Genomic DNA, 24,119 nt, shown 5'->3' with positions numbered 1-24,119 from the left:
GGAGCGGGCTGGGCATCCTTGTGGGAGGGACTTCAGTCCCGACGCGCGAAGTTGTCAGCTGTGCTTTGGGCTTCGCTCGTCGCGGCTGAAGCCGCTCCTACACATGGCGACGCGCTACGCCCCCTGCTCGCGCGCGATCGCGCGCCAGCCGATGTCGTGGCGGTGGAATTCGCTGGCCCAGTGGATCTGCTCCACGCCGGCGTAGGCATGGCGCTGCGCCTGCGCCACGCTGTCGCCCAACGCCGCCACGCACAGCACGCGGCCGCCGGCGCTGAGCACGCGGCCCTGCGCGTCCAGCGTGGTGCCGGCATGGAATACCTTGGCGTTGGCCGGCACCGCGTCCAGGCCGGTGATCGGCTCGCCGGTGACCGGGGTCTCCGGATACGGCGCCGCCGCCAGCACCACGCCCAGCGACGGGCGCGGATCCCACTGCGCTTCGGTCGCGTGCAGGCGTTCGTCGAGCGCGGCCTCGAGCAGGTCGAGCAGGTCCGACTGCAGGCGCAACATCACCGGCTGCGTTTCCGGATCGCCGAAACGCACGTTGAACTCGATCACCTTGGGCGCGCCGCTGGCGTCGATCATCAGCCCGGCGTAGAGGAAGCCGGTGAACGGCACGCCGTCGTCGCGCATGCCGCGCACGGTCGGTTCCACCACTTCGCGCATCACCCGCGCGTGCACCTCGGGCGTCACCACCGGCGCCGGCGAATACGCGCCCATGCCACCGGTGTTGGGGCCGGTGTCGCCGTCGCCGACGCGCTTGTGGTCCTGGCTGGTGGCCATCGGCAGCGCGGTGTGGCCGTCGACCATGGAGATGAAGCTGGCTTCCTCGCCCTCGAGGAATTCCTCGATCACCACGCGCGCACCGGCGTCGCCGAAGGCGTTGCCGGAGAGCATGTCGCGCACCGCGGCCTCGGCCTCGTCCAGCGACATCGCCACGATCACGCCCTTGCCGGCGGCCAGGCCGTCGGCCTTGATCACGATCGGCGCGCCCTTGTCGCGGACATAGGCTAATGCGGCCTCGACCTCGGTATGCACGGCGTAGAACGCGGTGGGAATGCCGTGGCGCTGCAGGAAGTCCTTGGCGTAGGCCTTGCTGCCTTCCAACTGCGCGGCGGCGGCGCTGGGGCCGAAGATGCGCAGCCCTGCGGCGCGGAAGCGGTCGACCACGCCCAGCACCAGCGGCACTTCCGGCCCGACCACGGTCAGCGCCACGCCTTCGTCCTGGGCCAGCGCGAGCAGGCCGTCGAGGTCGTTCACCTTGACCGCCACGTTGCGGCACTTGGCTTCGCTAGCGGTGCCGGCATTGCCGGGCGCCACCAGCACTTCGTCGACACGGGGGGACTGGGCCAGCTTCCAGGCCAGGGCGTGTTCGCGGCCGCCGGAGCCGATGACGAGCAGTTTCATCGTGGAATTCCAGATTGCAGGGGAAAGGGGAACGGCTGCACCGGGCGCGCGTGCCTCATGCGCAGCCTTCGCGTTGCAGCGCTTCGGGGAAATGGTAGGTCCAGGTCTTGGTGTCCAGCACGAAGCGGTGTTCGCGCTGGACCTGACGCTGGCCACAATCCACGCCGGTTTCCTCGATCAGCAGCGGCCAGACGCGGGCGGCGTGGTCGCGGTCGTCGAAGCGCAGGGCGAAGTCGAGGTCGAACTGGCCGGCCTTGCAGTCCGCTGCCGCATCTGCGGCGTCGCAGTCGGCGGCGGCGCCGTTGTCGATGTGGCTGCGCACGCTGCCGGCATCGACCAGGCCCTTGGGGCCGGGCAGGATCAGCGTTTGCGATTGCAGCGCATAGCCCTGGCCGAACCAGCCGTCCTCGACGCGGAACCCGTAGAAATCGCTGCCGGCGCGGACGATGCCGACCTCGCCCGGCTGGCCGTTGCTGCCATAGGTGTCGCCGGTGCGCTCGGTGGCGACGGCGAAGCCCTGGCCTTCGGGGCGCAGCACGTAGAAGTCGATGGTGCCCGGCTCCGGATGGCCGGCATCGCGCAGCGTGCCGCACACCGCCAGCAACTGTTGCCAGCCGTCGCCGATCACCACCGGCTGTTCGGCGCAGACCTGCCAGTCCACCGCATGGCGCGCGCCATCCTGGGCCCACTGCCCAGGCCAGTGCCCGGCGAGCATGGCGGCGCTGCCGTAGCGCTGCTGCAGGAACGCCTGCAGCCGCGCGGTGCGGCTGACGTGGGCTGGCGCTGGGGCGCTGGCGGACGCAGGTGCCGCGCTGGGTGCGGGCGTCGCGGCCGGCTTGCAGCCGCCGAGCACGAGCACGCCGGCCAGGGCCAGCACGGCGAGCGGACCGGGCGCGACAGCGGACATGCGCATCGCTCCGGCCTCAGTGGCGGAAGTGGCGCACGCCGGTGAACACCATGGCGATGCCGTGCTCGTCGGCCGCGGCGATGACCTCGGCGTCGCGCATCGAACCGCCCGGCTGGATCACCGCCTTGATGCCGGCCGCGGCGGCGGCGTCGATGCCGTCGCGGAACGGGAAGAACGCATCGGAGGCCATCACCGAGCCTTCCACGGCCAGGCCGGCGTCGGTGGCCTTGATCCCGGCGATGCGCGCCGAGTACACCCGGCTCATCTGCCCGGCGCCGACGCCGATGGTGCGGTGGTCCTTGGCGTAGACGATGGCGTTGGACTTGACGTACTTGGCCACCTTCCACGCGAACAGCAGGTCGTCGAACTGCGCCTCGGTCGGCGTCAGCCGGGTCACCACCTTCAACGCGTCGCGCGGCACCACGTGGGCGTCGCTGGTCTGCAGCAGGATGCCGGAGCCGACGCGCTTGCTGTCGATGCCGTAGGCGCCGTCGCCGGCGGGGATGCGCAGCACGCGCACGTTGGCCTTCTTCTTCGCGTACTCCAGCGCTGCGTCGTCGTAGTCGGGGGCGATCAGCACCTCGACGAACTGGCGGTCCAGGATCGCCTGCGCGGTGGCCGCATCCAGCCGCCGGTTGAAGGCGATGATGCCGCCGAAGGCGCTGGTCGGGTCGGTGGCGTAGGCCAGTTCGTAGGCGTCGCCGCAGCCGGCGCCGACCGCCACGCCGCACGGGTTGGCGTGCTTGACGATGACGCAGGCCGGCGCGTCGAACTGGCGCACGCATTCCCAGGCCGCATCGCTGTCGGCGATGTTGTTGTAGGACAGCTCCTTGCCCTGCAGCTGGGTGAAGGTGGCCAGGGTGCCGGGCGTGGGGGAAAGGTCGCGGTAGAACGCGGCCTGCTGGTGCGGGTTCTCGCCGTAGCGCAGTTCCATCACCTTGACGAAGCTGGAGTTCATCTGCGCCGGGAACGGACTGCGCGTGGGCACGGCGGCGTCGCTGGCGGTGACCGCGGACAGGTAGTTGCTGATCGCCGCGTCGTACTGGGCGACGCGGTTGAACGCGGCCACCGCCAGGGCGAAGCGCTTGGCCGCCGACAGCCGGCCGTCGTTGGCCTCCAGCTCGGCCAGCAGCTCGGCGTACTGCGCCGGGTCGGTGGCCACCGCCACGCGGGCGAAGTTCTTGGCCGCCGAGCGCAGCATCGCCGGGCCGCCGATGTCGATGTTCTCCACCGCGTCGGCGAGCGTGCAGTCGGCCTTGGCGGTGACCGCCTCGAACGGATACAGGTTGAGCACCAGCAGGTCGATCGCGGCGATGCCGTGTTCGGCCATCACCGCATCGTCGGTGCCGGCGCGGCCGAGCAGGCCGCCGTGCACCAGCGGGTGCAGGGTCTTGACCCGGCCGTCCATCATTTCCGGGAAGCCGGTCAGTTCGGACACGTCCTTCACCGCCAGCCCGGCCTCGCGCAGCGCCTTGGCGGTGCCGCCGGTGGACAGCAGTTCGACGTTGCGCGCGGCCAGCGCGCGGGCCAGGTCGATCAGGCCGGTCTTGTCGGAAACGGACAGCAACGCCCGGCGCACGGGCAGGAGATCGGAGGACATGGGGCAGGGCGGGGGCAGCGGAACGGGCCGCCATTGTAGGCGCTGGGGCCCGGCGACGCCCGGCCGGCGCGCGTGCCGGGCGCGCGGATCGTGCCGATGCGCCCCGGTCGGGGCGATCGCGCCGAGGGCGAGCGCCCGTGCACAGCAGCGCTTCGGCGCCGCAGACGCTGCACGGCAATCCGCCGCGCGTCGACGACGCACACGGTTGCCTGTGCCGCTGCGTGCGCCGCCTGCATTGGGCATGGTGGGTTGCGCGCCATCGCGCGCGCCGCCGCTGCGATGCATTAGGCTGTCGCCGCCCCGCTCTCGCCGTCAGGACCACGCGCGTGTCGATCTATGCCCTCAAAGGACGTTTCCAGGACCTGCTGCGGCCCGGCGTGCGGGTGCTGTACCGGCGCGGCGTCACCGCCAACCAGGTGACGGCGGCCGCGGCGCTGGTGTCGCTGCTGGTCGCTGCGGTGGTCTATGCGCAAGGCGCGGCGCAGCCGCTGTGGTACGCGCTGCTGCCGCTGTGGATGCTGCTGCGGATGGCCTTGAACGCGGTGGACGGCATGCTGGCGCGCGAGTTCGGCCAGCAGTCGCGGCTGGGCGCCTACCTCAACGAACTGTGCGACGTGGTCGCCGATGCGGCGCTGTATCTGAGCCTGCTCGGCGTGCCCGGCGTCGGTGCGGGCTGGCTGTGGCTGATGGCGCTGACCGCGGCGTTGACCGAATATGCCGGCGTGCTCGGGCTGATGGTCGGTGCCAGCCGCCGCTACGATGGGCCGATGGGCAAGAGCGACCGTGCCTTCGTCGTCGGGCTGATCGGCGTGCTGCTGGCCGGCGCCTGGATCGGCGCGGCGACGGTCACGGCCATCGCCATGGCGGTGGCGCTGTTGTGCGCGGTGACCGTGCTGCGCCGGGTCGCGGCGGGATTGCGCGAGGCGGCTGCGCGCGCGTAAGCGGGGCGCGGCCGATGCGGCCGCGGGACACAGTGGATTCACGGCAGACAGGACATCGGCAACGGATGCGGCAGGTCAACGAAAGCGAATTCGTCAGTTTCGACGGCACACGGTTGTTCTACCGGCATTGGCCGGCCACGACGCCAGCGGCACCGCCCAGGGCCATCGTGCTGCTGCATCGCGGCCACGAACATTCCGGGCGGGTGATGCACCTGGCCGAGGAACTGGGCCTGGACGACTGCGCGGTGTTCGCCTGGGATGCGCGCGGCAACGGCCGCTCGCCCGGCGCGCGCGGCGATGCCCCCGGCTTCCCGGCGCTGGTGCGCGACCTGGACCGCTTCGTCGCGCACATCGGCGAGGTCCACGGCATCGCCGTGCAGGACATCGTGGTGATCGCACAGAGTGTGGGTGCGGTGGTCGCCAGCACTTGGGTGCACGACTACGCGCCGCCGCTGCGCGCGCTGGTGCTGGCCTCGCCGGCGTTCAAGGTCAAGCTGTACGTGCCGTTCGCACGGCCCGGGCTGGCCTTGATGCAGAAGTTGCGCGGCAACTTCTTCGTCAACAGCTACGTCAAGCCGCAGTGGCTGACCCACGACCCGGCGCGGGTCGCGAGCTACCGCACCGATCCGCTGATTACCCGGCCGATCTCGGTGCGCGTGCTGCTGGGCCTGTACGCGGCGGCGGATCGCGTGGTCGGCGACGCGCAGGCGATCACCGTGCCGGTGCAGTTGCTGGTGTCCGGCAGCGATTTCGTGGTGCACCGCGGGCCGCAGGACCGCTTCTACGAGCGCCTGTCCTCGCCGGTGAAGGAGCGCCACCTGCTGCCCGGTTTCTTCCACGACACCCTGGGCGAGCGCGACCGCGCACCGGCACTGGCGCAGATCCGTCGTTTCGTGCGCGAGCGCTTCGCCGAGGTGCCGGCGCTGCCGAGCCTGCGCCACGCGCACCGCCGCGGGCCGACCTTCGAGGAAGCCGAGCGCCTGGCCTGGCCGCCGCAGCGCCATAGCCTGCAGGACCTGCGCTGGCGCGGCGTGCGCGCCGGCCTGCGCCTGGGCGGGCGGCTGTCCGAGGGCATCGCCCTGGGTCTGCAGACCGGCTTCGATTCCGGCAGCACGCTGGACTACATCTACCGCGACCAGGCGGCCGGGCGCGGCCCGCTGGGGCGGATGATCGACCGCAACTACCTGGATGCGATCGGCTGGCGCGGCATCCGTGTGCGCCGCCAGCATCTGCACGAACTGCTGGGCCTGGCGATGCAGCGGCTGCGCGCCGCGGGCCTGCCGGTGCGCGCGCTGGACATCGCCGCCGGCCACGGCCGCTACGTGCTCGAAGCGCTGGCCGGCGGTAGCCAGCGCGCCGACGCGATCCTGTTGCGCGATTTCAGCCCGTTGAACGTAGCGCAGGGCCGCGCGCTGATCGCCACGCTCGGCGCTACCGACATCGCCCGCTTCGAACAGGGCGACGCCTTCGACCGCGACGCGCTGGCCGCGCTGCAGCCGCGGCCGACGCTGGCGGTGGTGTCGGGCCTGTACGAGCTGTTCCCGGACAACGACCAGGTGCTGCGCTCGCTGCAGGGCGTGGCCGCGGCGGTGGCGCCGGGCGGCTACCTGGTCTACACCGGCCAGCCCTGGCATCCGCAGCTGGAATTCATCGCCCGCGCGCTGACCAGCCACCGCGATGGCGCGGCCTGGGTGATGCGCCGGCGCACCCAGCAGGAGATGGACGAACTGGTGCGCACGGCCGGCTTCCGCAAGCTGGAGCAGCGCATCGACGACTGGGGCATCTTCACCGTGTCGCTGGCGCAGCGGATCGCGCCATGAGCGCGGTGGCCGCGCGGCCGTGGCGGCGTGCGCTGGCCTGGCTGGCGCTGCTGGGGCCGTTCTTCTTCCTCAGCTACGGCCTGGCCAACACCCTGGCCGCGCGCCGCGCCGAGGTGCCGTCGCTGCCGTTCGCCTGGGAAAGCCACATCCCGTTCTGGCCGTGGACCATCGTGCCGTACTGGTCGATCGACCTGTTCTACGCCGCCTCGTTCTTCGTCTGCCGCACGCGCGCCGAACTGGACACGCATGCGCGGCGCCTGCTCACCGCGCAACTGCTGGCGGTGGGCTGCTTCCTGCTGTGGCCGCTGCGCTTCAGCTTCGAGCGGCCGCCGACCGAGGGCGTGTTCGGCTGGCTGTTCGAAGTGCTGCTCGGCTTCGACAAGCCGTTCAACCAGGCGCCGTCGCTGCACATCGTGCTGCTGGTGGTGCTGTGGGTGCGCTACGCGCAACACCTGCACGGGCTGGCGCGGTGGGCCCTGCACGGCTGGTTCGCGCTGATCGGGCTGTCGGTGCTGACCACCTACCAGCACCACTTCCTCGACGTGCCCACCGGCCTGGTCGCGGGATGGTTGTGCGTGTGGCTGTGGCCGGAGCGCATTGCCGCGCCGTGGCGGGCCGCGGCGCCCGCGCGCGATCCGCGGCGCTGGCGCCTGGCCGCGCTGTACCTGCTCGGCAGCGCGGCCTGCGTGGCTGCCGCGCGCGCGCTCGGTGGCGCCGGCTGGTGGCTGTTGTGGCCGGCGATGTCGCTGCTGCTGGTCGCGCTGAGCTATGCGCTGCTCGGCCCGCTGGGCCTGCAGAAACGTGACGACGGCCGCCTGAGCCTGGCCGCGCGCTGGCTGTACGCGCCGTACCTGGTCGCTGCCTGGCTCAACTCGCGCGCCTGGACCTGGCGCGATCCGGCGCCGCGCGCGATCGTCGACGGCGTCTGGCTCGGGCGCCTCCCCGGCCGTGGCGAGCGCGCACGCTTCGCCGCCGTGGTCGATGTCAGTGCGGAACTGTCGTTGCGCGAGGCGCACGCGCACGACCGCGTGGTGCCGATGCTGGACCTGGTGGCGCCGCCGGCCGCGGCCTTGCGCATGGCCGCCGACGCGATCGAAGCGGCGCGCACGCACGGCCAGGTACTGGCCTGCTGCGCGCTGGGCTATTCGCGCAGCGCGGCAGCAGTGGCCACCTGGCTGCTGCGCAGCGGCCGCGCCGCCAGCGTGGACGATGCGCTGGCGCTGTTGCGAGCGCACGCGCCGCGGATCGTGCTGGGGCCGGCGCAGCGTGCCGCCATCGCCGCCGCCTGCACCGCGCCACCGGCGCCGCTGCAGGCGCGGGAGGTGCCGGCATGAGCACGCCGCTGGAACTGCGCACGATGGCGGCGGTGCTGCGCCAGTGTGCGCCGCTGGATCGGCTGTCGCTGCTGCTGCTCGCGGTCAGCGTGCTGCTGGCGGCGTGGTATGCCGGCACCGGTGCCGTCCTCGCCGTGTGCTGCTGTGGCGTCGCCGCCTTGGCCGGCCTGCTGCAGCGCTACTGGGCGGCGCGGGTCGGCCTGGACGTGGCGTTGCTTGAGGCAGTGCTGGCCGAACCGGACCTGCAACGCGCTGGCGCCGACCTGGACGCGGCCCTGCAGCGGCTTGGCCTGTTGCGCACGCTGCCGCCGCCGCGCGACTGGCTGGCGCGCTGGCAGGGCATGCGCCGCCTGCTGCGGCGGCAGCTGCTGTGTTTCGCCCTGCAGGGGCTGGCCCTGCTGCTGGCGCTGTGCACGGCGCCAGCGGGCTTGGGAGCGCTGCGATGACGCGAACGCCGGCGCCACTGCTGCCGGCCAGCGTCGATCCCGATCACGCGGCGCTGTGGCAGCGCCTGCAGGCCGATGGCTTCGGCGAGGGCGACGCGGCGTTGCCGGCGTTCGAGCGCCGCGTCGCCGACGAGGCCGGCGTGTCGCTGGCGCTGGCCGCGCACCTGGTCGAGGAATACCGGCGCTTCTGCTTCCTGGCCTGCGTCGCCGGCGAGGAGATCACGCCGAGTCCGCTGGTCGACCAGGCCTGGCATGCGCACCTCACCGACACCCGCGAGTACTGGCAGCGGTTCTGTCCGCAGGTGCTGCGCCGCACCCTGCACCACCATCCCGGACGCGGCGACCCGGCCGACGCCGCGCGCTTCCAGGCGCAGTACGCGGCCACCCTGGCGCAGTACCGGCACTACTTCGGCGAGCCGCCGGCGGCATGCTGGCCGGCGCCGGCCGGCACGCGGCCATCCGCGCCGGCACCGCGCCAGGCCGGCACGCGCCGCAGCGCGCCGGCGCGTGCCGGCGTCGCCCTGTGGGGCTGGATGCTGGGCGTTGCCCTGCTGTTCGCGGTGCTCTGGCAACGCCACGGCCCGCTGTCGCCGCTGCACTGGCCCGGACCGCCGTTCCTGCTGCTGTTCCTGGCCAGCATCGGCCTGGCCTGGAGCCTGGGCGCGCGCCTGCGCCTGGCCGTGCGCGGATTGCGCCGCGCCGCGCTCGACACGCCGCTCGACGCCACCGAACTGGCCTATCTGGCCGGCGGCAGCGAGCGCGTCGCCGACCAGCAACTGGCCCTGCTGCTGGCGGCCGGCGCGGTACGCCTGCAGGCGGAGCCGCACGTGCGCCGCCAGGCGCGGCTGCAGTCCACCACGGTCGCGGTACCGCCGGCGCTGCAGCGCGCGCAGGCGATCGTGCGCGCGCACCCGCAGCTGCAGCAGGCGCTGGCCGCGCTGCAGCGCGACGCCGCGCCGCTGCGCCGGGCGCTGGTCGCCAAGGGGCTGTGGCTGGGCCACGGGCAGGCGCTGTGCGCCCGCCTGCTCGGCGCGGCGCCGTTGCTGGCGCTGTGGACCCTGGGCGTGATGAAGTTGCGGATCGGCCTGCAGTTGCAGCGTCCGATCGGCTTCCTGGTGGCGGCGATGGTGGTGGTCAGCGTCGTTGCACTCGGCTTCCTGCTCACGCCGCCGCGGCGCAGCGTCGCCGGCGATGCCTTGCTGGCCGACCGCGAGGCGGCCTGGCGCGATGGCGTCGCCGTACCCTCGCTGGCGCCCGGCTCGCACCTGGCGCTGCCGCTGGCCCTGGCCGGGACCAGCGTGCTGATGACCACGCCCTGGGCCGACTATCACGCCCTGCGTGCGCCCGCAGCCAACGGCCGCGGCGGCAGCTGTTCGACCAGCAACTGCGGTGGCGACGGTGGCAGCAGCGACGGCGGCAGCAGTTGCGGCGGCGGTGGCTGCGGCGGGTGTGGAGGCGGCGACTGATGGCCGGTTCGACCTGGCAGGCGCGGCGCGCGCAATGGCGTGCGCGGCTGGCGCTGGCGTTGCGCGCGCGCGGGGCCACGCCCAACGGCGTGTCCTGGAGCGGCCTGGCGTGCGCGGTGCTGGCGGCGCTGATGTTCGCCCTGGCCTGGCGCGAGCCGCCGGCCAACGCCGCCGCGCTGCTGGTGCTGGCGGTGCTGGCGTTGCAGGCGCGGCTGCTGTGCAACCGCCTGGATGGCTTGATGGCGCAGCAGGCGCAGATGATCGGCCGCGCCGGCGCGGTGTACAACGAGGCGCCGGACCGGCTGTCGGACGTGGCGGTGTGCCTGGGCGTGGGCTATGGCCTGCAGCCGGTGCTGGGCATCGGTGCGGAACTGGGCTGGGCCGCCGCCCTGTTGTGCGTGGGCACCGCCTATGTGCGCATGCTCGGCCTGGCCTGCGCGGTGCGCGAACCGCTGCAGGGACCGATGGCGCGCGCGCAACGCATGCATTGGTTGTCGCTGGCCGCCTTGCTGGCGGCGGTCGCGCTGCTGCTGCAACACGTGGTACTGGCCCGCACGATCCTTGCCGTGGCGCTGGCGCTGCTGATTGCCGCCGCCGCCCTGACCATCGTGATCCGCGTGCGCGCCATCGTGCGCGAACTGGAGTGGAAATGATCGAACGCCTGATCGCCCGCGGCTGCAGCGCCGCGATCCGCCTGCTCACCGGCGCACGTGCGCTGTGGCGTGGCTGCATGCCGTCCAGCGAACGCCGCGTGTACTACGGCAACCACGCCAGCCACGGCGATTTCGTGCTGATCTGGTCGTCGCTGCCGGCGCCGCTGCGGCGCGAGGTGCGGCCGGTGGCGGCGGCCGACTACTGGCAGCGCGATGCGCTGCGCCGCTACCTGATCCACGCGGTGTTCAACGGCGTGCTGATCGAGCGCGATCCGCAGCAGCGCCAGCGCGATCCGATCGCCTGCCTGTGCGAAGCGGTCGACGCCGGCGGCTCGTTGATCCTGTTTCCGGAAGGCACGCGCAACACCGAGGACGGCCTGCTGCCGTTCAAGAGCGGGCTCTATCACCTGGCGCGGCAGCGCCCGGAACTGGAGTTCGTGCCGGTGTGGATCGACAACCTCAAGCGGGTGATGCCCAAGGGCATGTGGCTGCCGCTGCCGCTGCTGTGCACCACCACCTTCGGCGAACCGCTGCGGCTGGGTGCCGGCGAGGACAAGCAGGCCTTCCTCGATCGCGCGCGTGCGGCCCTGCTGGCCCTGGCGCCGGAGCAGGTGGAGGCGGCCCGATGAATCCGATCGCGCTGAGCGAACACCTGCAGCAATCCTCGCTGCGGCAGCAGACGGTGTGGCTGTTCCTGGGCATCGCCACGGTGCTGGTGGTGGCCACGCTGATCGCCGAGACCCTGCGCTGGCGCGCACGCGGACGGCCCAACGCAGTGCTGGACAACCTGGTGGCGCGGATCCGCGCGTGGTGGGTGATGGCCGGGGTGGTGGCGCTGGCGTTCGCCTTCGGCCGACTGGGCGTGATCGTGCTGTTCGCGCTGGTGTCGCTGTTCGCGCTGCGCGAGTTCATCACCCTCACCCCGACCCGGCGCGGCGACTACTACGCGCTGCTGGTCGCGTTCTACGTGGTGCTGCCCTGGCAGTACTGGCTGGTGTGGAGCGACTGGTACGGCCTGTACACGCTGCTGATCCCGGTCTATGCGTTCCTGGTGCTGCCGATCCTGGCGACCATCGGCGGCGATACCACGCGCTATCTGGAGCGTACCGCCAAGGTGCAGTGGGGGCTGATGATCTGCGTGTTCTGCATCTCGCACGTGCCGGCGCTGCTGAACCTGCGCATCCCCGGCTACGAGGACCGCAACCTGCTGCTGTTCGCGTTCCTGGTGATCGTGGTGCAGTCCTCGGACGTGCTGCAGTACGTGTGGGGCAAGCTGCTGGGCCGGCACCTGATCGCGCCCAAGCTGTCGCCGTCCAAGACCGTGGAAGGCTTCGTCGGCGGCATCCTTTCGGCCAGCCTGCTCGGTGCGGCACTGTGGTGGATCACCCCGTTCTCGCCGCTGCAGGCGTTCGCGCTGGCGCTGGTGGCGAATCTGATGGGCTTCTTCGGCGGCCTGGTGATGTCGGCGATCAAGCGCGACCGCGGCATCAAGGACTGGGGCCACATGATCGAAGGCCACGGCGGCGTGCTCGACCGATTGGATTCGGTGTGTTTTGCGGCGCCGGTGTTCTTCCACCTGATCCGCTATGGATGGGTGTGAGGGGCGGGGAGTGGGGATGTCGGGATTGGGGATTGGTTGGAGCGGCGCGCGCTGCGAGTGTTGCGCCTGCGTAGGAGCGGCGTCAGCCACGATGCTTTACCGAGCGCGCAACGCGGTCGATCGCGCAGGAGGAGGGCAGCATGGCGTCCGCACCCGCATCTTCAGACGATGTCGCGTCGGGGCTGAAGCCCCTCCCACAATGGCGAGACGCGCGGTTCGACGTTCGGTGGCTTCTTCGCTGCGGTAGTGCGTTCGGTTGCCTGGTAGGTTTCAGGCGTCGCGGCTGAAGCCGCTCCTACGAGGGCGATGTGCAGGCGCTACAAGCTGGGTCGCGGTGTGTTCGGATCGCTTGACAGTCGAGTCATGCAGGACAGCATGCTGGATCCCGATTCCCGATTCCCGATTCCCGATTCCCGATTCCCGATTCCCGATTCCCGATTCCCGATTCCCGATTCCCAGCCTCAATCAAGCCAGCCCATATTCCTTGAGCTTCTTGCGCAAGGTGGCGCGGTGGATGCCCAGCAGCGCGGCGGCGCGGCTCTGGTTGCCTTCGCAATGGTTGAGCACTTCCACGAACAACGGGATCTCCATCTCGCGCAGCACGATCTCGTACACGTCGTCGGCATCGCAGCCGTCGAGGTCGCGCAGGTAGCGGCGGACCGATTGCGCCACGTGTTCGCGCAGCGGCGGCTTCGGCGCGCCGCGACTGGAGTCAGGACGAGTGGTGGCGGCGTTCAAGTTCGACGGATCCCCGAATGACAGCGGCACCGGACGGCAGGAGGGCCGGCGCGGGGGGACGAGTCTAGCGCGTGGCCTGCGCCGCTGCCATGGCGCAGTGCCCGAACGCAGCGTTCTCAGTGGAAGTCGAAACTGAATGCCGCAGTCTCGGCCGCCGGTTCGCGCACCTGGAAGGCGATCTGCGCGCTCTGTCCCGGTGCCAGCGTGACGCTGTCCGGACGCGCGCGGCCCAGGTACTCCTGCGGGCGCAGCACGCGGCTGCCGATGGTGCGGCCGTCGGCGTCGGCCAGCGACAGCTGCAGCAGCGGCCAGGCCTGCGCCCAGCGCGCGTCGTTGCGGAAGGTCGCCTGCACCTGCAGGGTGCCGGCATGGCCGGGCAGCGGCCGCACCTCGCGGCTGAGCATGGTGAAGGCGGCCGGCTCGCGCCAGGCCGGCACGCTGCAGCGCAGGACCTGGCAGACCCCGGCCACCCACGGCCGCCAGCGCGGGTCGGTGCCCAGGCGCTGGCGATCGGCGATGAGGATCTGCAGCGCCAGCAGCAGGCCCAGCCCGGCCAGCGCGATCCACTGCCACGGCGCGGCGCGCAGCACCGGGCGCCGTGCGCGTGGCCCGTGCAGGAAGCTCGGGGCGGCGGCGGATACCGGCGCGGCGGGGGCGGTCGTCAGTGCCGCGGGTGTGGCTGGCGCCAGTCCCGGTGTCGGGTCCGGCGCCGACGCCGCCAGCGGCGCGTCCAGGTCATGCGGCTCGCTGGGCGCGCGGGATGTGTCGGCCTCGCTCTCGGTCTCGACCGACGTTGCGTTCGCAAACGTTGGCGAGACGCTCGGCGCCGTGGGATGCGCTGTGGTGCCGGTCGGCGGCATCGCGCCTGCCGACGCCGCCTCGTCCGCCGCTGGCGCGACCGGGGTCTCGTCCGGCGTGGCGGACGGATCGGGCTGGCGCAGCAAGGTGGCGAGGCTGGGGCGGGGCGGAGTGCGATCGGGCATGCGCGCGGACGACGACGGCGAGACCCTTATTCAAGCATGTTCAAGCACGCGCCGGCGGGATCTGCAGCGCGCTGGCGCGGCCTTGCAGGCGTCAGACAGGCGCACCGATCGGCCGCCGCGCGATCAGGGGCCGAGAACCTGAATTCGATTCCCGATTCCCGATTCCCAACTCGAGCAACCCGCCGCGGCGCGCTCAGCGCGACCTGCGGGGGTCGAGCAGATCGAGCAGGCCGGCGCGCTGGCGCGGGCTCAGGCCTTCGAAGCGCTCCAGCAGGCGCAGTTGCTGGTCGGTGAACTGGTACTGGCTGGGCAGTTCGCCGATGGCGGCGGCATCGGCCGTCATCGGTTCGCCGAACACGCGCTCGCCGCGGCCGGTGGCCAAGTATTCGAAATGCAGCCCGCTGCGGCGGGCCAGGGCGATCAGGTGCTCCAGCGCCGGCGCCGTGCCTTCGGCCATTTCCCACTGCGCCACAGCGCTGCGGGTCACGCCCAGGTCCAGCGCCAGGGCCTCCTGGGTGAGGCCGGTGAGCTTGCGCGCTTCGCGCACCCGTTCGTACAGCTTGCTGTTCACACGCACCTCCGCAGGGGAGGCGAGATATAGCCGCGCCGGCCGCTGCGGTTGGTTCGTGGCGCTGTCCAGCGAATGAATGTTAGCGATACTGTCTTCGCTTAACTGGACCGGCCCGGGCGCGGGCCATGCCTGGCGTGGCGAATGCCGCGCTGTGGCGCCGCTGGGCGCGTTCGCGCCCCGATTCAGTCGCGGCGCACGCCCTCGATGCGCATCCAGTCGCCGTCCTGCTCGGTACGCAACTCCGAGAACCACGGCGCATAACGCTGCAGCAGCTCCTGTTCCTGGCCGTGCAGGATGCCGGACAGGGCGATGCGCCCGCCCGGGGCCACGCGCGCGGCCAGGGTCGGCGCCAGCGCGTCCAGCGCCGAGGCCAGGATGTTCGCCACCACCACCGGATAGGTGGCCGTCGGTTCGTCGGCCGGCAGGTACACCGCCAGGCGCTCGCCGACCGCATTGCGTTCGGCGTTGTCGTGGCTGGCCAGCAGCGCCTGCGGGTCGTTGTCCACGCCCACCGCGGCGGCGGCGCCCAGCTTCAGCGCGGCCAGTGCCAGGATCCCCGAGCCGCAGCCGAAATCCAGCACGCGCGCCTGCGCCAGCACGCCGTCGGCGGCCAGCGCGTCCAGCCAGCGCAGGCACAGCGCGGTGGTCGGGTGGGTGCCGGAGCCGAACGCCAGGCCAGGGTCCAGGCGTACCACCGCGGCGTCGGCGCCGCGGGCGTCCTCCGGCAGGTCGTGGTTCCACGGCACGATGAAGGTGCGCGCGCCGAAGCGCATCGGCTGGAACTGGTCCAGCCAGGCCCGTTCCCAGTCCTGGTCGTCGACCTTGCGGAAGGTGACCTGGGCCCAGTCCAGCCCGGGGTCGAACGCCTCCAGCGCAGCCAGCAGCACCAGCCCGTCCTGGTCCTCGGGGAACAGCGCGCTCAGCACCAGCGTGCCCCACAGCGGGGTCTCGCCCACGCCCGGTTCCAGGATCGCGCGTTCGTTGCTGGTGTCGGCGTCGGCATCGAGCAGGGTCACCGCCAGCGCGCCGACATCCTCCAGCGCGGTCTCGTAGCGGGGCTGGGTGGCGTCGGTGCAGCGCAGGGTCAGTTCGAGGAACGGCATCGGTCGGTGGGGCAAGAAGGGGAAGCGCGCATCTTAGACGGGCGGCGGGCCTTGCGCTGGAGACGGCCCGGCCGGCGCGGCGGAGCAGCGCGCGCGTGTCGGCGGGCCAGGCCTGGGGCGTGGTTCCATGCCGGCCACCGCACCCTGCCGTTCGTCCGTGCCGCCGGTCCGCACGTCCATGCGCCGATGCCCCGGCCGTATTTGGCGCATGCCGCGGCCGTGGCCTGGGGTAGACTGCCGGCTCGCAGCGGCAGGGCGACAGGGGGTCCGGCTGCGTTTCCGCCCGTTGTCCGGCTCTTTCGCGCATGCCCGTCGTGTCCCGTCCAACCTGGCTGTTGCTGGCGCCCGCCGCGCTGTTGCTGGGCGTGGTCGCCTATCGCGCGCTGTCGCTGCCGGGCGCACCGGCGGCGGCGCCCGCGCCGGCGAGCGCGGTGGCGGCCGACGCCTACCCCGCGTCCGCCACGCCGGCCACGGCGTCGCGCCAGGCGTCGACGCCTGCGCGCCTGCGGGAGGAGAACGAGGGCGAGCGCAGTGCCGACCTCTACCGCGCCGCGCAGCAGCTGTCGATCGCCGCCGCGCACGGCGACCCCGAGGCGTCCTGGCGGCTGAGCCGCATCTACGACTATTGCGCCGGCTATGCGATGGACCCGGTCGGCTACGGCGCCGACACCCGCGCGATCGCCGATGCGCGCCTGCCGACCTCGGACCAGATGGTGCAGGCGCGCGCCCGCGTCGGCCGCCGCTGCGCCGGTTTCGTGCCCGGCGACGGCCTGACCCGCCAGGCCATCGTCGCCCAGCGCGTGCAGGCCGCGCGTGGCGGCAACCTGGCTGCCGAAGCGGCGCTGCTGGCGCTGGGCCAGCCGCTGCATGCCGGCGCCGAGTACAAGCGCGACCTGGTCGCGCGGGTGCGCGCCTCCGGCGATCCCGATGCCTACGTGGCGCTGGCGCCGGCGATGGGCCTGGCCGCCAGCGGCGACGACAGCCTGGGCGGCAGCGTGGCCGGCACCCAGTTTTCCGAATTGGCCTGGCAGTTGGCCGCCTGCAGGCTGGGATTGGATTGCGGCCCGGACAGCGAGCTGATGACCCGCTATTGCGCCAACGGCGGGATCTGCTCGCGTGACCCCACCCAGGACTTCAGCAGTTTTGTTTACGACGCCGCGGTGCCGCGGCAAGGCACGGACACGATGAACGACATGGTCAATCGACTGGTGGACAGCACGGGAGCAGGCTCATGAATTACCGGCGATGGCTGCACGGCGCCAAGTTCTGGTTCTGGGTCCTGGCCTTCGTCGCCTATTCGGCGGCGGCGGCGGGCCTGCTGCTGATCGACACCGCCGAGCAGCGCTACCGCGGTCTGTCCAAGGTCGAGCTGACCACCGCGCATTCCGCGCCGGACGTGCGCCGCGCCGGCGCCGCGCAGGTGGCGGCGATCTACCGCGCCAACAGCGGCATGCCGTTCTCCACCCTGGCCCCGGGCAGCACCTTCCAGATCGTCTGGCCGGACGGCTCCACCGAGACGGTGATGATCGTCAGCCCGACCTCGAGCCTGGGCGCGGAGCCGGTGGCGGGGACGCAGCAGGGGAAATAGCCGGGAGTGGGGAGTCGGGAATGGGGAATCGCAAGAGCGGGTTCCCGGGCCCTCATCGCGCTGCGCGGTGGTTGTAGCAACGATGTCGGCGACGGGCGCCGACGCGCTGTATCGAGGCCATTCGCCCCCCGGCCTATTCGTTCCGCCCCGATCCTGTGGTGCTCAGGCGAACGCGCTCGCGAGGTCGCGGCCTTCTCCGTCGAAAATCGGGAGCCGGCACTGCCGATTCCCGATTCCCGTTTCTCCATTCCCGGCTGTCAAACCAACGCAATCGATTTGTTCTTGCGTTCGGCCAGGCGCTTTTCCAGGTAGTGGATGTTCTGGCCGCCGGCCTGGAAGCCCTTGTCGCGCATGATCCGCTGCTGCAGCGGGATGTTGGTCTTGATGCCGTCCACCACCATCTCGCTCAGCGCCACGCGCATGCGCGCGATCGCGGTCTCGCGGTCGGGGCCGTGCACGATCAGCTTGCCGATCATCGAGTCGTAGTTCGGCGGCACCTTGTAGCCGCTGTAGATGTGCGTGTCCACGCGCACGCCGGGGCCGCCGGGCGGATGGAAGCCGGTGATCAGGCCCGGGTTGGGCATGAAGGTTTCCGGATCCTCGGCGTTGATGCGGCACTCGATCGCATGGCCGCGCAGGACGATGTCCTTCTGCTTGATGCTGAGCTTGTGCCCGGCGGCGATGCGCAGCTGCTCGCAGACCAGGTCGATGCCGGTGATGCGCTCGGTGACCGGGTGCTCCACCTGGATGCGCGTGTTCATTTCGATGAAGTAGAAGCGCCCGTTCTCGAACAGGAACTCGAAGGTGCCGGCGCCGCGGTAGCCGATGCGGATGCAGGCGTCCACGCAGACCTTGCCGATCTCGTTGCGCAGTTCCTCGGTGATGCCCGGCGCCGGCGCTTCCTCCACCACCTTCTGGTGGCGGCGCTGCATCGAGCAGTCGCGCTCGCCCAGGTGGATGGCGCCGCCCTGGCCGTCGGCCAGCACCTGGATCTCCACGTGGCGTGGATTCTCCAGGAACTTCTCCATGTACACCTGGTCGTTGCTGAAGGCGGCCTTGGCCTCGGACTTGGTGGTCTCGATGGCGGCCTTCAGCGCGGCCTCCGAATGCACCACGCGCATGCCGCGGCCGCCGCCGCCGCCGGCGGCCTTGATGATCACCGGGTAGCCGATCTCGCGGGCGATCTTGGTGTTGGCGACGATGTCCTCGCCCAGCGGGCCGCCCGAGCCGGGCACGCACGGCACGCCGGCGGCCTTCATCGCGCGGATCGCCTCGACCTTGTCGCCCATCAGGCGGATGGTGTCGGCCTTGGGCCCGATGAAGATGAAACCGGACTGCTCCACGCGCTCGGCGAAGTCGGCGTTCTCCGACAGGAAGCCGTAGCCGGGGTGGATGGCCTGGGCGTCGGTGACCTCGGCCGCGGCGATCAGCGCCGGGATGTTGAGATAGCTCTCCGACGAGGGCGCCGGGCCGATGCACACCGACTCGTCGGCCATGGCCACGTGCTTGAGGTTGCGGTCCACGGTGGAATGCACCGCGACCGTGCGGATGCCGAGCGTATGGCACGCGCGCAGGATGCGCAGCGCGATTTCGCCGCGATTGGCGATGACGACTTTATCGAGCATGGGAAGGCCGGGAATTGGGAATGGAGAATCGGGAATGGAGGACGGCGTGCATCGTCAATCTCCGCGCTTGCTCAGAACATTCATCAATGCGGTCAGTTTGGCGAAGATCGTATCGATCAATCCGTCGAGTGCCGCGATGTCGGAGGTGTAGTCGAGCCGGCGCGCGATCTGCAGGTGCGTGCTGGCCTCGGACAGCGAGCCACGTGCGATCGACAGAAAACGCAGGTATTCGGGAGTGGAGCGGCGTGCCGCGCCTTCGGCGATGTTGGCGGGGATGCTGACCGCTGCACGGCGCAGTTGCGCCGTCAGCCCGAAACGTTCCGTCGCCGGAAACGTCTCGGAGAGGCGATAGATCATTTCCACCAGATCCATGGAGTCACGCCAGACGTCGAGCCGCTCGTGCGGCCGCTTTGACGATTCCCCATTCTCCACTCCCGATTCCCGGCGTCTCAGCCAATCACAAACAACGGCTGGTCGAACTCCACCGGCTGGCCGCTTTCGCCCAGGATCGCGACGATGGTGCCGGAGACGTCGGCTTCGATCGGGTTGAACATCTTCATCGCCTCGATGATCGCCAGGGTCTCGCCGGCCTTGACCGCCTGGCCGACGCTGACGAAGGCCGGCTTGTCCGGGGCCGGCGAGGTGTAGAAGGTGCCGACCATCGGCGCGCGCAGCACGTGGCCCTCGGGCAGGGCGTTGCCGGGCTTGGCGCTGCCGCCGGTGGAGGCCTCGGTGGGCGAGCTCATCGGCATCGGCGCGGCGGCGGCCGGCGCGGCCGCGGGGGCGGCGGCCACGTACTGCGGCGCGCTGGCGGTCATGCCCTTGGGGGTGCGCGCCAGGCGCACGCTTTCCTCGCCTTCCTTGATCTCGATCTCGGCGAGATTCGATTCTTCCAGCAGGTCGATCAGTTTCTTGATTTTGCGGAGATCCATAACGGCCTCGTGAGGTGACTTTTGAAAAAGACCGGGCGCGCGGCCCGGGGGCTCAGACGGGGGGATGCGGTGCCGGTCCGGCGTGTGCGCGGCTCATGCGGCCGCGCCCAGCCGGGTCAGCGCCGCGTCCATCGCATAGCGGTAGCTGTCGGCGCCGAAGCCGCAGACCACGCCGACCGCGTGGTCGCTGAAATAACTGTGGTGGCGGAACGGCTCGCGGCTGTGCGGGTTGGACAGGTGGATCTCGATGAACGGGATCGCCACTGCCGCCAGCGCGTCGCGCAGCGCCACCGAGGTATGGGTGAACGCGGCCGGGTTGATCAGGATGAAGGCGGTGCCGTCGCCGCGCGCGGCCTGCACCCGGTCCACCAGCACGTGCTCGGCGTTGGATTGCAGGCTCTCCAGCGCGTGGCCGGCGGCACTGGCCTGGGCCAACAGCGCGGCATCGATCTGCGCCAGGGTGGCATGGCCGTACACGCCCGGCTCGCGGGTGCCGAGCAGGTTGAGGTTGGGGCCGTGCAGCAGCAGCAGTCGCGCCATCGGGAACAAAGCAGCGGAAAGGGCGGCAGTCTGCGCGAAGCCGGCATTGCTGTCCAGTTCGGCGAAGTTGCGGATGTTTTAAACAAATGTTTGATTTTTCGCCGGTCTGCGTCGCGTCAGCGCAGGCATGGCGGGCGGGCAACGGGCCGCGCCACTGCCTGCGGTTATGTCGCATCTTGCGCGGACCATGCAAGTGTCGCTGCAGCATGGGACGGCCACATTGCAGCGCCATCGCCGCCGCGCGTCGACGCGCCGGTGGAAGTGGTATATACCATTTCAAAATCACTGACATACCAGTCGAGGGTAGGCGCATGCGAACCGAGCGTATTGGCCGTTGCGGCCTTGGCCGCCACATCCTGGCGTTCGCGCTGCTGGCCGGCGCGACCGCGCCCGCGCTGGCGGCGGCGCCGGCCACCCTGCCGGCGGTGTACCCGGCGCCGACCGCGCTGCGCCTGCTCGGGCCGGAGTTGCCGCTGGGGCCGTCGGTGGTGCTGGTGCAGGCCGGCAAGGCCGACCCGGCTACCGACGCGCTGGTGCGCGCCGTGTTGCGCGAGGCCGGCGTTTCCCGCATCCGCCGCGCCAGCACGCTGCCGCACGACCCGCAGGCGGTGTCGGTGGTGCTCGGCACCGTCGACGCGGCGCCGGTGCGCGATGCGCTGGCCGCCGTCGACCTGGATGTGCCGGAACGCGCGGAAGGCTATGCGCTGGGCAGCGTGGCCAGCGGCGGTGGCACGCGGATCGTGCTGGCCGGCCGCGACGGCGCCGGCCTGTACCACGCGGCGCAGACCTTCCGGCAACTGGTCGCGCACGGGCGCATCGCCTCGGTGGCGGTGACCGACGCGCCGGCGATGCCGGTCCGCGGCACGATCGAGGGTTTTTACGGCAAGCCCTGGAGCATGGCCGAACGCGCCGCGCACCTGGCGTTCCTGGCGCGGTTCAAGGCCAACACCTACATCTACAGTCCGAAGGACGACGCCTTCGCGCGCGATCGCTGGCGCGCGCCGTACCCGGCGGCCACGCTGGCGGCGCTGGGCAAGCTGGCCGCGGTGGCCAACCGCGAGCACATCAACTTCGTCTACGCGCTCTCGCCGGGGCCCTCGATCTGCTACAGCGACGCGGCCGACCTGCAGGCGATCCGGCGCAAGTTCGCCGCGTTGCGCGCGCGCGGGGTGCGCAGCTTCTACATCGCCTTCGACGACATCGAATACACCAAGTGGAACTGCCCCGGCGACGCCACCGCGTTCGGCCCGGCCGGCGAGCAGGCCGCGGCGACTGCGCAGGCGCAACTGCTCAACGCGGTGCAGGCGGACATCGCCGCGGCCGGCCACGGCGCGCTGATCATGGTGCCGACCGAGTACTACAACGTCACCGAATCGCCGTACAAGGCGACGCTGCGCAAGGCACTGGATCCGCGCGTGGTGGTGCAGTGGACCGGCACCGACGTGGTCCCGGCGTCGATCTCGGTCAGCGATGCGAAGAACGCGACCAAGGCGTTCGGGCGCAAGACCCTGCTGTGGGACAACTATCCGGTCAACGACTTCGCCGAGACCGCAGGGCGCCTGCTGCTGGCGCCGTACGACCGCCGCCAGGCCGGGCTGTCGGCGGAATTGAGCGGCATCGTGTCCAACCCGATGAACCAGGAAGTGGCCAGCCGGCCGGCGGTGGCCGGGCTGCTGGCCTTCGCCTGGAACGACCGCGGCTACGACGCACAGCGCACCTGGCGCGCGGCCGCGCGCGACCTGGCCGGCGGCGATGCGCAGGTGGCCGACGCGCTGCTGACCTTCTTCGACACCCAGCACCTGGCGCCGACCTTCGGCCATCTGCCCTGGCAGCCGCAGGCGCCGCGGCTCAAGGCGCTGATCGACACCACCCGCGACGCGCTGGCCGATGGCGATCCGGCTGCCCGCGCCGCGGCGCTGGCCGCGCTGGGTCGCGCCGCCGACGACCTGGCGGCGGCACCGCAGCGCATCCGTGCCGGCACCTCCACCGGCGCGTTCGTGGCCGAGGCGGCGCCGTGGCTGGACGCGACCGCGCTGTGGGGCCGCGCGCTGCGCCGGAGCGTGGACGGGCTGAACCAGGCACTGGCCTCCGATCCGGCGGCCGGGCAGGCCTTCGCTGCGGCCAGGCAGCTCGCCGCGCAGGCGGAGGCGATTCCCTCCATTCCCGGCGCGACCCGCTTCGGCGGCCCGGTCAAGGTCGCCGACGGCGCGCTGGATACCTTCATCGCCGATGCGCCCGGCCTGGTGGAACGCCTGCCGGCGCGCTAGCGAGACGGCGGGCCGCGGCGGATCGGCGCGGTCCGCGCGCCGGTGTCCCGGCCCGCTCATGGGCATCGCCCATGTGCTGATGCCCGATCGCCATGCCGCACAGCGCACGCATTAACCGGCGATTTACACCCGCGCGCCGCATCCGGGGCACAAAGGATGCCCCGAGCGGCCAAGGTGCGTGCCATGCGAATTGCGATCATCGGCGCAGGATTCTGCGGCAATGTGCTGGCCGCGGCGCTGGCCCGGCAGGGTACCGCCAGCCGCATCACCCTGGTCGGCATGGCCGACACCTTCGGCCGCGGCGTCGCCTATGGCGCGGCGCGGCCGGAGCACCTGTTGAACGTGCGCGCCAAGGACCTGGGCGTGGATCCGCAGGATCCCGGCGGCTTCGCCGCGGCGCTGCACCTGGATGCGGCGCAGGGCATGGCGTTCCTGCCGCGGCTGCAGTACGGCCAGTACCTGGAGCAGCACCTGGCGGCCGCCCTGGCGGAGGCGGCCACCGAAGTGGTGCCGCTGGCGCAGGAGGCGGTGGCGCTGGAGCGCGATCCGCACGGCTTTCGCGTGTTCCTCGCCAATGGCGAGGATTTCGTCAGCGACGTGGTGGTGCTGGCGATCGGCGCACTGCCGCCGGCGGCGCTGCCGGGCGTGGGCCCGCGCCTGGCGGTGCACCGGCGCTACATCGGCTGGCCGTGGCAGGACGGTGTGCTCGACACGGTGCCGCCGCAGGCGCGGCTGCTGCTGGTCGGCACCGGCCTGACCATGGCCGACGTGGCCCTGACCCTGCGCCGGCGCGGCCACCGCGGCGCGATCACCGCCCTGTCGCGGCGCGGCCTGGCGCCGCAGGCGCATCTGCTTCAGCCGGGCGCGCCGGTGAGCCTGCCGCCCAGCGTGGTGCAGGCGCTGCGCGGCCACGACCTGCGCGGCCTGGTGCGCAGCCTGCGGCAACTGACCACGGTGGTGGAGGACTGGCGCTGCGTGGTGGATGCGCTGCGTCCGCACCTGCAGCCGTTCTGGAGCGGCCTGGCGCCGGCGGCACGCGCGCGTTTCCTGCGCCACCTGCGGCCGTACTGGGAGGTGGCGCGGCACCGCCTGGCGCCGGCTGCGGCCACCGCGCTGGCGCAGATGCAGCAACAGGGGCAGCTGCGGATTCGCGCCGGCCGCCTGCTGCGCGCGCGCCTGGGCGAGGACGCGGTGGAGGCGGTGATCCGCGACCGCGCCGACCGCGGCGCGCGCACCGAACAGTTCGACGTGCTGATCCGCGCCACCGGGCTGGATACCGACGTCGCCCGCACCAGCCATCCGCTGGTCGCGGCGCTGCGCGAGGCCGGCCTGTTGCAGGCCGATCCGCTGGGCCTGGGGGTGGTCGTCGATCCGCGGCTGCGGGTACGCGACGCCGGCGGCCAGCCGGTCTCCGGCCTGTACTGCCTGGGGCCGCTGCTGCGCGGCGGCCTGTGGGAAATCACCGCGGTGCCGGAACTGCGCGCCGCCGCGCAGCGCCTGGCCGAGGAACTGGCGACGCTGGCGCAGGCGCGGACCGCCGATGGTGGCGCCAGTGGTGATGCGCCGCAGCGGCTGGCGTTCTAGTGCCGGATCCGCACGCG

23 protein-coding genes are annotated in these 24,119 nt (G+C 71.8%); 12 read left to right on the top strand and 11 right to left on the bottom strand.

All coding sequences use genetic code 11. The annotated features are described in order from the left end of the window. Positions 1–114: 114 nt before the first annotated feature. Genes purD through purH form a run of 3 tightly spaced genes read right to left on the bottom strand, consistent with a single transcriptional unit; the run spans position 115 to position 3,911 of the window. Entirely contained in the window at positions 115–1,404 is a 1,290-nt protein-coding gene (gene purD, locus J7357_RS03750; protein ID WP_209244940.1) for a phosphoribosylamine--glycine ligase, read from the bottom strand. A 55-nt stretch (positions 1,405–1,459) separates the two neighbouring features. Next, complete coding sequence (locus J7357_RS03745) at positions 1,460–2,311, bottom strand: hypothetical protein (RefSeq protein WP_209244939.1); 852 nt, start codon at positions 2,309–2,311, stop codon at positions 1,460–1,462. A gap of 16 nt (positions 2,312–2,327) precedes the next feature. After that, positions 2,328–3,911 (bottom strand): bifunctional phosphoribosylaminoimidazolecarboxamide formyltransferase/IMP cyclohydrolase, encoded by a 1,584-nt coding sequence (gene purH / locus J7357_RS03740; protein ID WP_209244938.1) that lies wholly within the window; start codon positions 3,909–3,911, stop codon positions 2,328–2,330. A 326-nt stretch (positions 3,912–4,237) separates the two neighbouring features. On the opposite strand from purH, the gene J7357_RS03735 reads away from it, so the two are divergent. From J7357_RS03735 to J7357_RS03700, 8 genes are all read left to right on the top strand, one after another. Next, positions 4,238–4,852 carry a CDP-alcohol phosphatidyltransferase family protein gene (locus J7357_RS03735; protein ID WP_209244937.1) on the top strand — a complete coding sequence of 205 codons (615 nt, stop codon included), beginning with the start codon at positions 4,238–4,240 and terminating at the stop codon, positions 4,850–4,852. 65 nt (positions 4,853–4,917) lie between these two features. Beyond that, entirely contained in the window at positions 4,918–6,672 is a 1,755-nt protein-coding gene (locus tag J7357_RS03730; RefSeq protein WP_209244936.1) for a bifunctional alpha/beta hydrolase/class I SAM-dependent methyltransferase, read from the top strand. Next, positions 6,669–8,006, top strand: a complete 1,338-nt coding sequence (locus tag J7357_RS03725) for a phosphatase PAP2/dual specificity phosphatase family protein (protein ID WP_209244935.1) — start codon at positions 6,669–6,671, stop codon at positions 8,004–8,006. The genes J7357_RS03730 and J7357_RS03725 overlap by 4 nt, the downstream gene beginning before the upstream one ends. Further along, positions 8,003–8,452, top strand: coding sequence for a hypothetical protein (locus J7357_RS03720; RefSeq protein ID WP_209244934.1), 450 nt, complete (start codon positions 8,003–8,005; stop codon positions 8,450–8,452). The genes J7357_RS03725 and J7357_RS03720 overlap by 4 nt, the downstream gene beginning before the upstream one ends. Beyond that, entirely contained in the window at positions 8,449–9,918 is a 1,470-nt protein-coding gene (locus J7357_RS03715; RefSeq protein ID WP_209244933.1) for a TIGR04222 domain-containing membrane protein, read from the top strand. Before J7357_RS03720 ends, J7357_RS03715 begins: the two co-directional genes overlap by 4 nt. Beyond that, positions 9,918–10,571, top strand: coding sequence for a CDP-alcohol phosphatidyltransferase family protein (locus tag J7357_RS03710; protein ID WP_209244932.1), 654 nt, complete (start codon positions 9,918–9,920; stop codon positions 10,569–10,571). Before J7357_RS03715 ends, J7357_RS03710 begins: the two co-directional genes overlap by 1 nt. Further along, positions 10,568–11,200, top strand: coding sequence for a lysophospholipid acyltransferase family protein (locus J7357_RS03705; RefSeq protein WP_209244931.1), 633 nt, complete (start codon positions 10,568–10,570; stop codon positions 11,198–11,200). The genes J7357_RS03710 and J7357_RS03705 overlap by 4 nt, the downstream gene beginning before the upstream one ends. Continuing rightward, positions 11,197–12,171 (top strand): phosphatidate cytidylyltransferase, encoded by a 975-nt coding sequence (locus tag J7357_RS03700; RefSeq protein WP_209244930.1) that lies wholly within the window; start codon positions 11,197–11,199, stop codon positions 12,169–12,171. Before J7357_RS03705 ends, J7357_RS03700 begins: the two co-directional genes overlap by 4 nt. A gap of 465 nt (positions 12,172–12,636) precedes the next feature. On the opposite strand, the gene fis is transcribed toward J7357_RS03700, so the two are convergent. The 4 genes from fis to prmA form a co-directional block, all read right to left on the bottom strand. Continuing rightward, positions 12,637–12,909, bottom strand: coding sequence for a DNA-binding transcriptional regulator Fis (gene fis / locus J7357_RS03695; RefSeq protein ID WP_010343856.1), 273 nt, complete (start codon positions 12,907–12,909; stop codon positions 12,637–12,639). Positions 12,910–13,025: 116 nt separating this feature from the next. Then, a complete protein-coding gene (locus tag J7357_RS21295) occupies positions 13,026–13,892 on the bottom strand; it encodes a DUF3426 domain-containing protein (protein WP_244667250.1) in 867 nt (288 codons plus the stop codon). Positions 13,893–14,085: 193 nt separating this feature from the next. Then, positions 14,086–14,463 (bottom strand): helix-turn-helix domain-containing protein, encoded by a 378-nt coding sequence (locus J7357_RS03685; protein WP_019800993.1) that lies wholly within the window; start codon positions 14,461–14,463, stop codon positions 14,086–14,088. 182 nt (positions 14,464–14,645) lie between these two features. Further along, positions 14,646–15,566 (bottom strand): 50S ribosomal protein L11 methyltransferase, encoded by a 921-nt coding sequence (gene prmA / locus J7357_RS03680; protein WP_209244929.1) that lies wholly within the window; start codon positions 15,564–15,566, stop codon positions 14,646–14,648. A 305-nt stretch (positions 15,567–15,871) separates the two neighbouring features. On the opposite strand from prmA, the gene J7357_RS03675 reads away from it, so the two are divergent. Next, on the top strand, positions 15,872–16,801 hold the full coding sequence (locus tag J7357_RS03675) for a hypothetical protein (RefSeq protein ID WP_209244928.1): 930 nt from the start codon (positions 15,872–15,874) through the stop codon (positions 16,799–16,801). Beyond that, positions 16,798–17,154, top strand: a complete 357-nt coding sequence (locus tag J7357_RS03670) for a hypothetical protein (RefSeq protein ID WP_209030252.1) — start codon at positions 16,798–16,800, stop codon at positions 17,152–17,154. Before J7357_RS03675 ends, J7357_RS03670 begins: the two co-directional genes overlap by 4 nt. A 257-nt stretch (positions 17,155–17,411) precedes the next feature. Here J7357_RS03670 and accC read toward each other — a convergent pair whose 3' ends face one another. The 4 genes from accC to aroQ form a co-directional block, all read right to left on the bottom strand. Beyond that, positions 17,412–18,779 carry an acetyl-CoA carboxylase biotin carboxylase subunit gene (gene accC / locus J7357_RS03665; protein ID WP_017911501.1) on the bottom strand — a complete coding sequence of 456 codons (1,368 nt, stop codon included), beginning with the start codon at positions 18,777–18,779 and terminating at the stop codon, positions 17,412–17,414. A 54-nt stretch (positions 18,780–18,833) separates the two neighbouring features. Continuing rightward, complete coding sequence (locus J7357_RS03660) at positions 18,834–19,211, bottom strand: four helix bundle protein (protein ID WP_026143397.1); 378 nt, start codon at positions 19,209–19,211, stop codon at positions 18,834–18,836. Positions 19,212–19,228: 17 nt separating this feature from the next. Next, positions 19,229–19,711 carry an acetyl-CoA carboxylase biotin carboxyl carrier protein gene (accB, locus tag J7357_RS03655; RefSeq protein WP_148827977.1) on the bottom strand — a complete coding sequence of 161 codons (483 nt, stop codon included), beginning with the start codon at positions 19,709–19,711 and terminating at the stop codon, positions 19,229–19,231. A gap of 93 nt (positions 19,712–19,804) precedes the next feature. Next, positions 19,805–20,251, bottom strand: a complete 447-nt coding sequence (gene aroQ / locus J7357_RS03650; RefSeq protein ID WP_019801847.1) for a type II 3-dehydroquinate dehydratase — start codon at positions 20,249–20,251, stop codon at positions 19,805–19,807. 311 nt (positions 20,252–20,562) lie between these two features. On the opposite strand from aroQ, the gene J7357_RS03645 reads away from it, so the two are divergent. Together J7357_RS03645 and J7357_RS03640 are read left to right on the top strand one after the other, a co-directional pair. Then, the gene (locus J7357_RS03645; protein WP_209244927.1) at positions 20,563–22,518 is read left to right on the top strand and encodes a beta-N-acetylglucosaminidase domain-containing protein; all 1,956 of its coding nucleotides are present in this window, start codon (positions 20,563–20,565) and stop codon (positions 22,516–22,518) included. Positions 22,519–22,701: 183 nt separating this feature from the next. Continuing rightward, a complete protein-coding gene (locus tag J7357_RS03640; RefSeq protein WP_209244926.1) occupies positions 22,702–24,102 on the top strand; it encodes an FAD/NAD(P)-binding protein in 1,401 nt (466 codons plus the stop codon). Positions 24,103–24,119 lie beyond the last annotated feature (17 nt).

The sequence above is a fragment of the Xanthomonas sp. D-109 genome, assembly GCF_017746095.1.
Taxonomy (GTDB): domain Bacteria; phylum Pseudomonadota; class Gammaproteobacteria; order Xanthomonadales; family Xanthomonadaceae; genus Xanthomonas_A; species Xanthomonas_A sacchari.
Note: the sequence above shows the minus strand (reverse complement) of the source record. Positions and strands in the feature narration are given on the sequence as shown.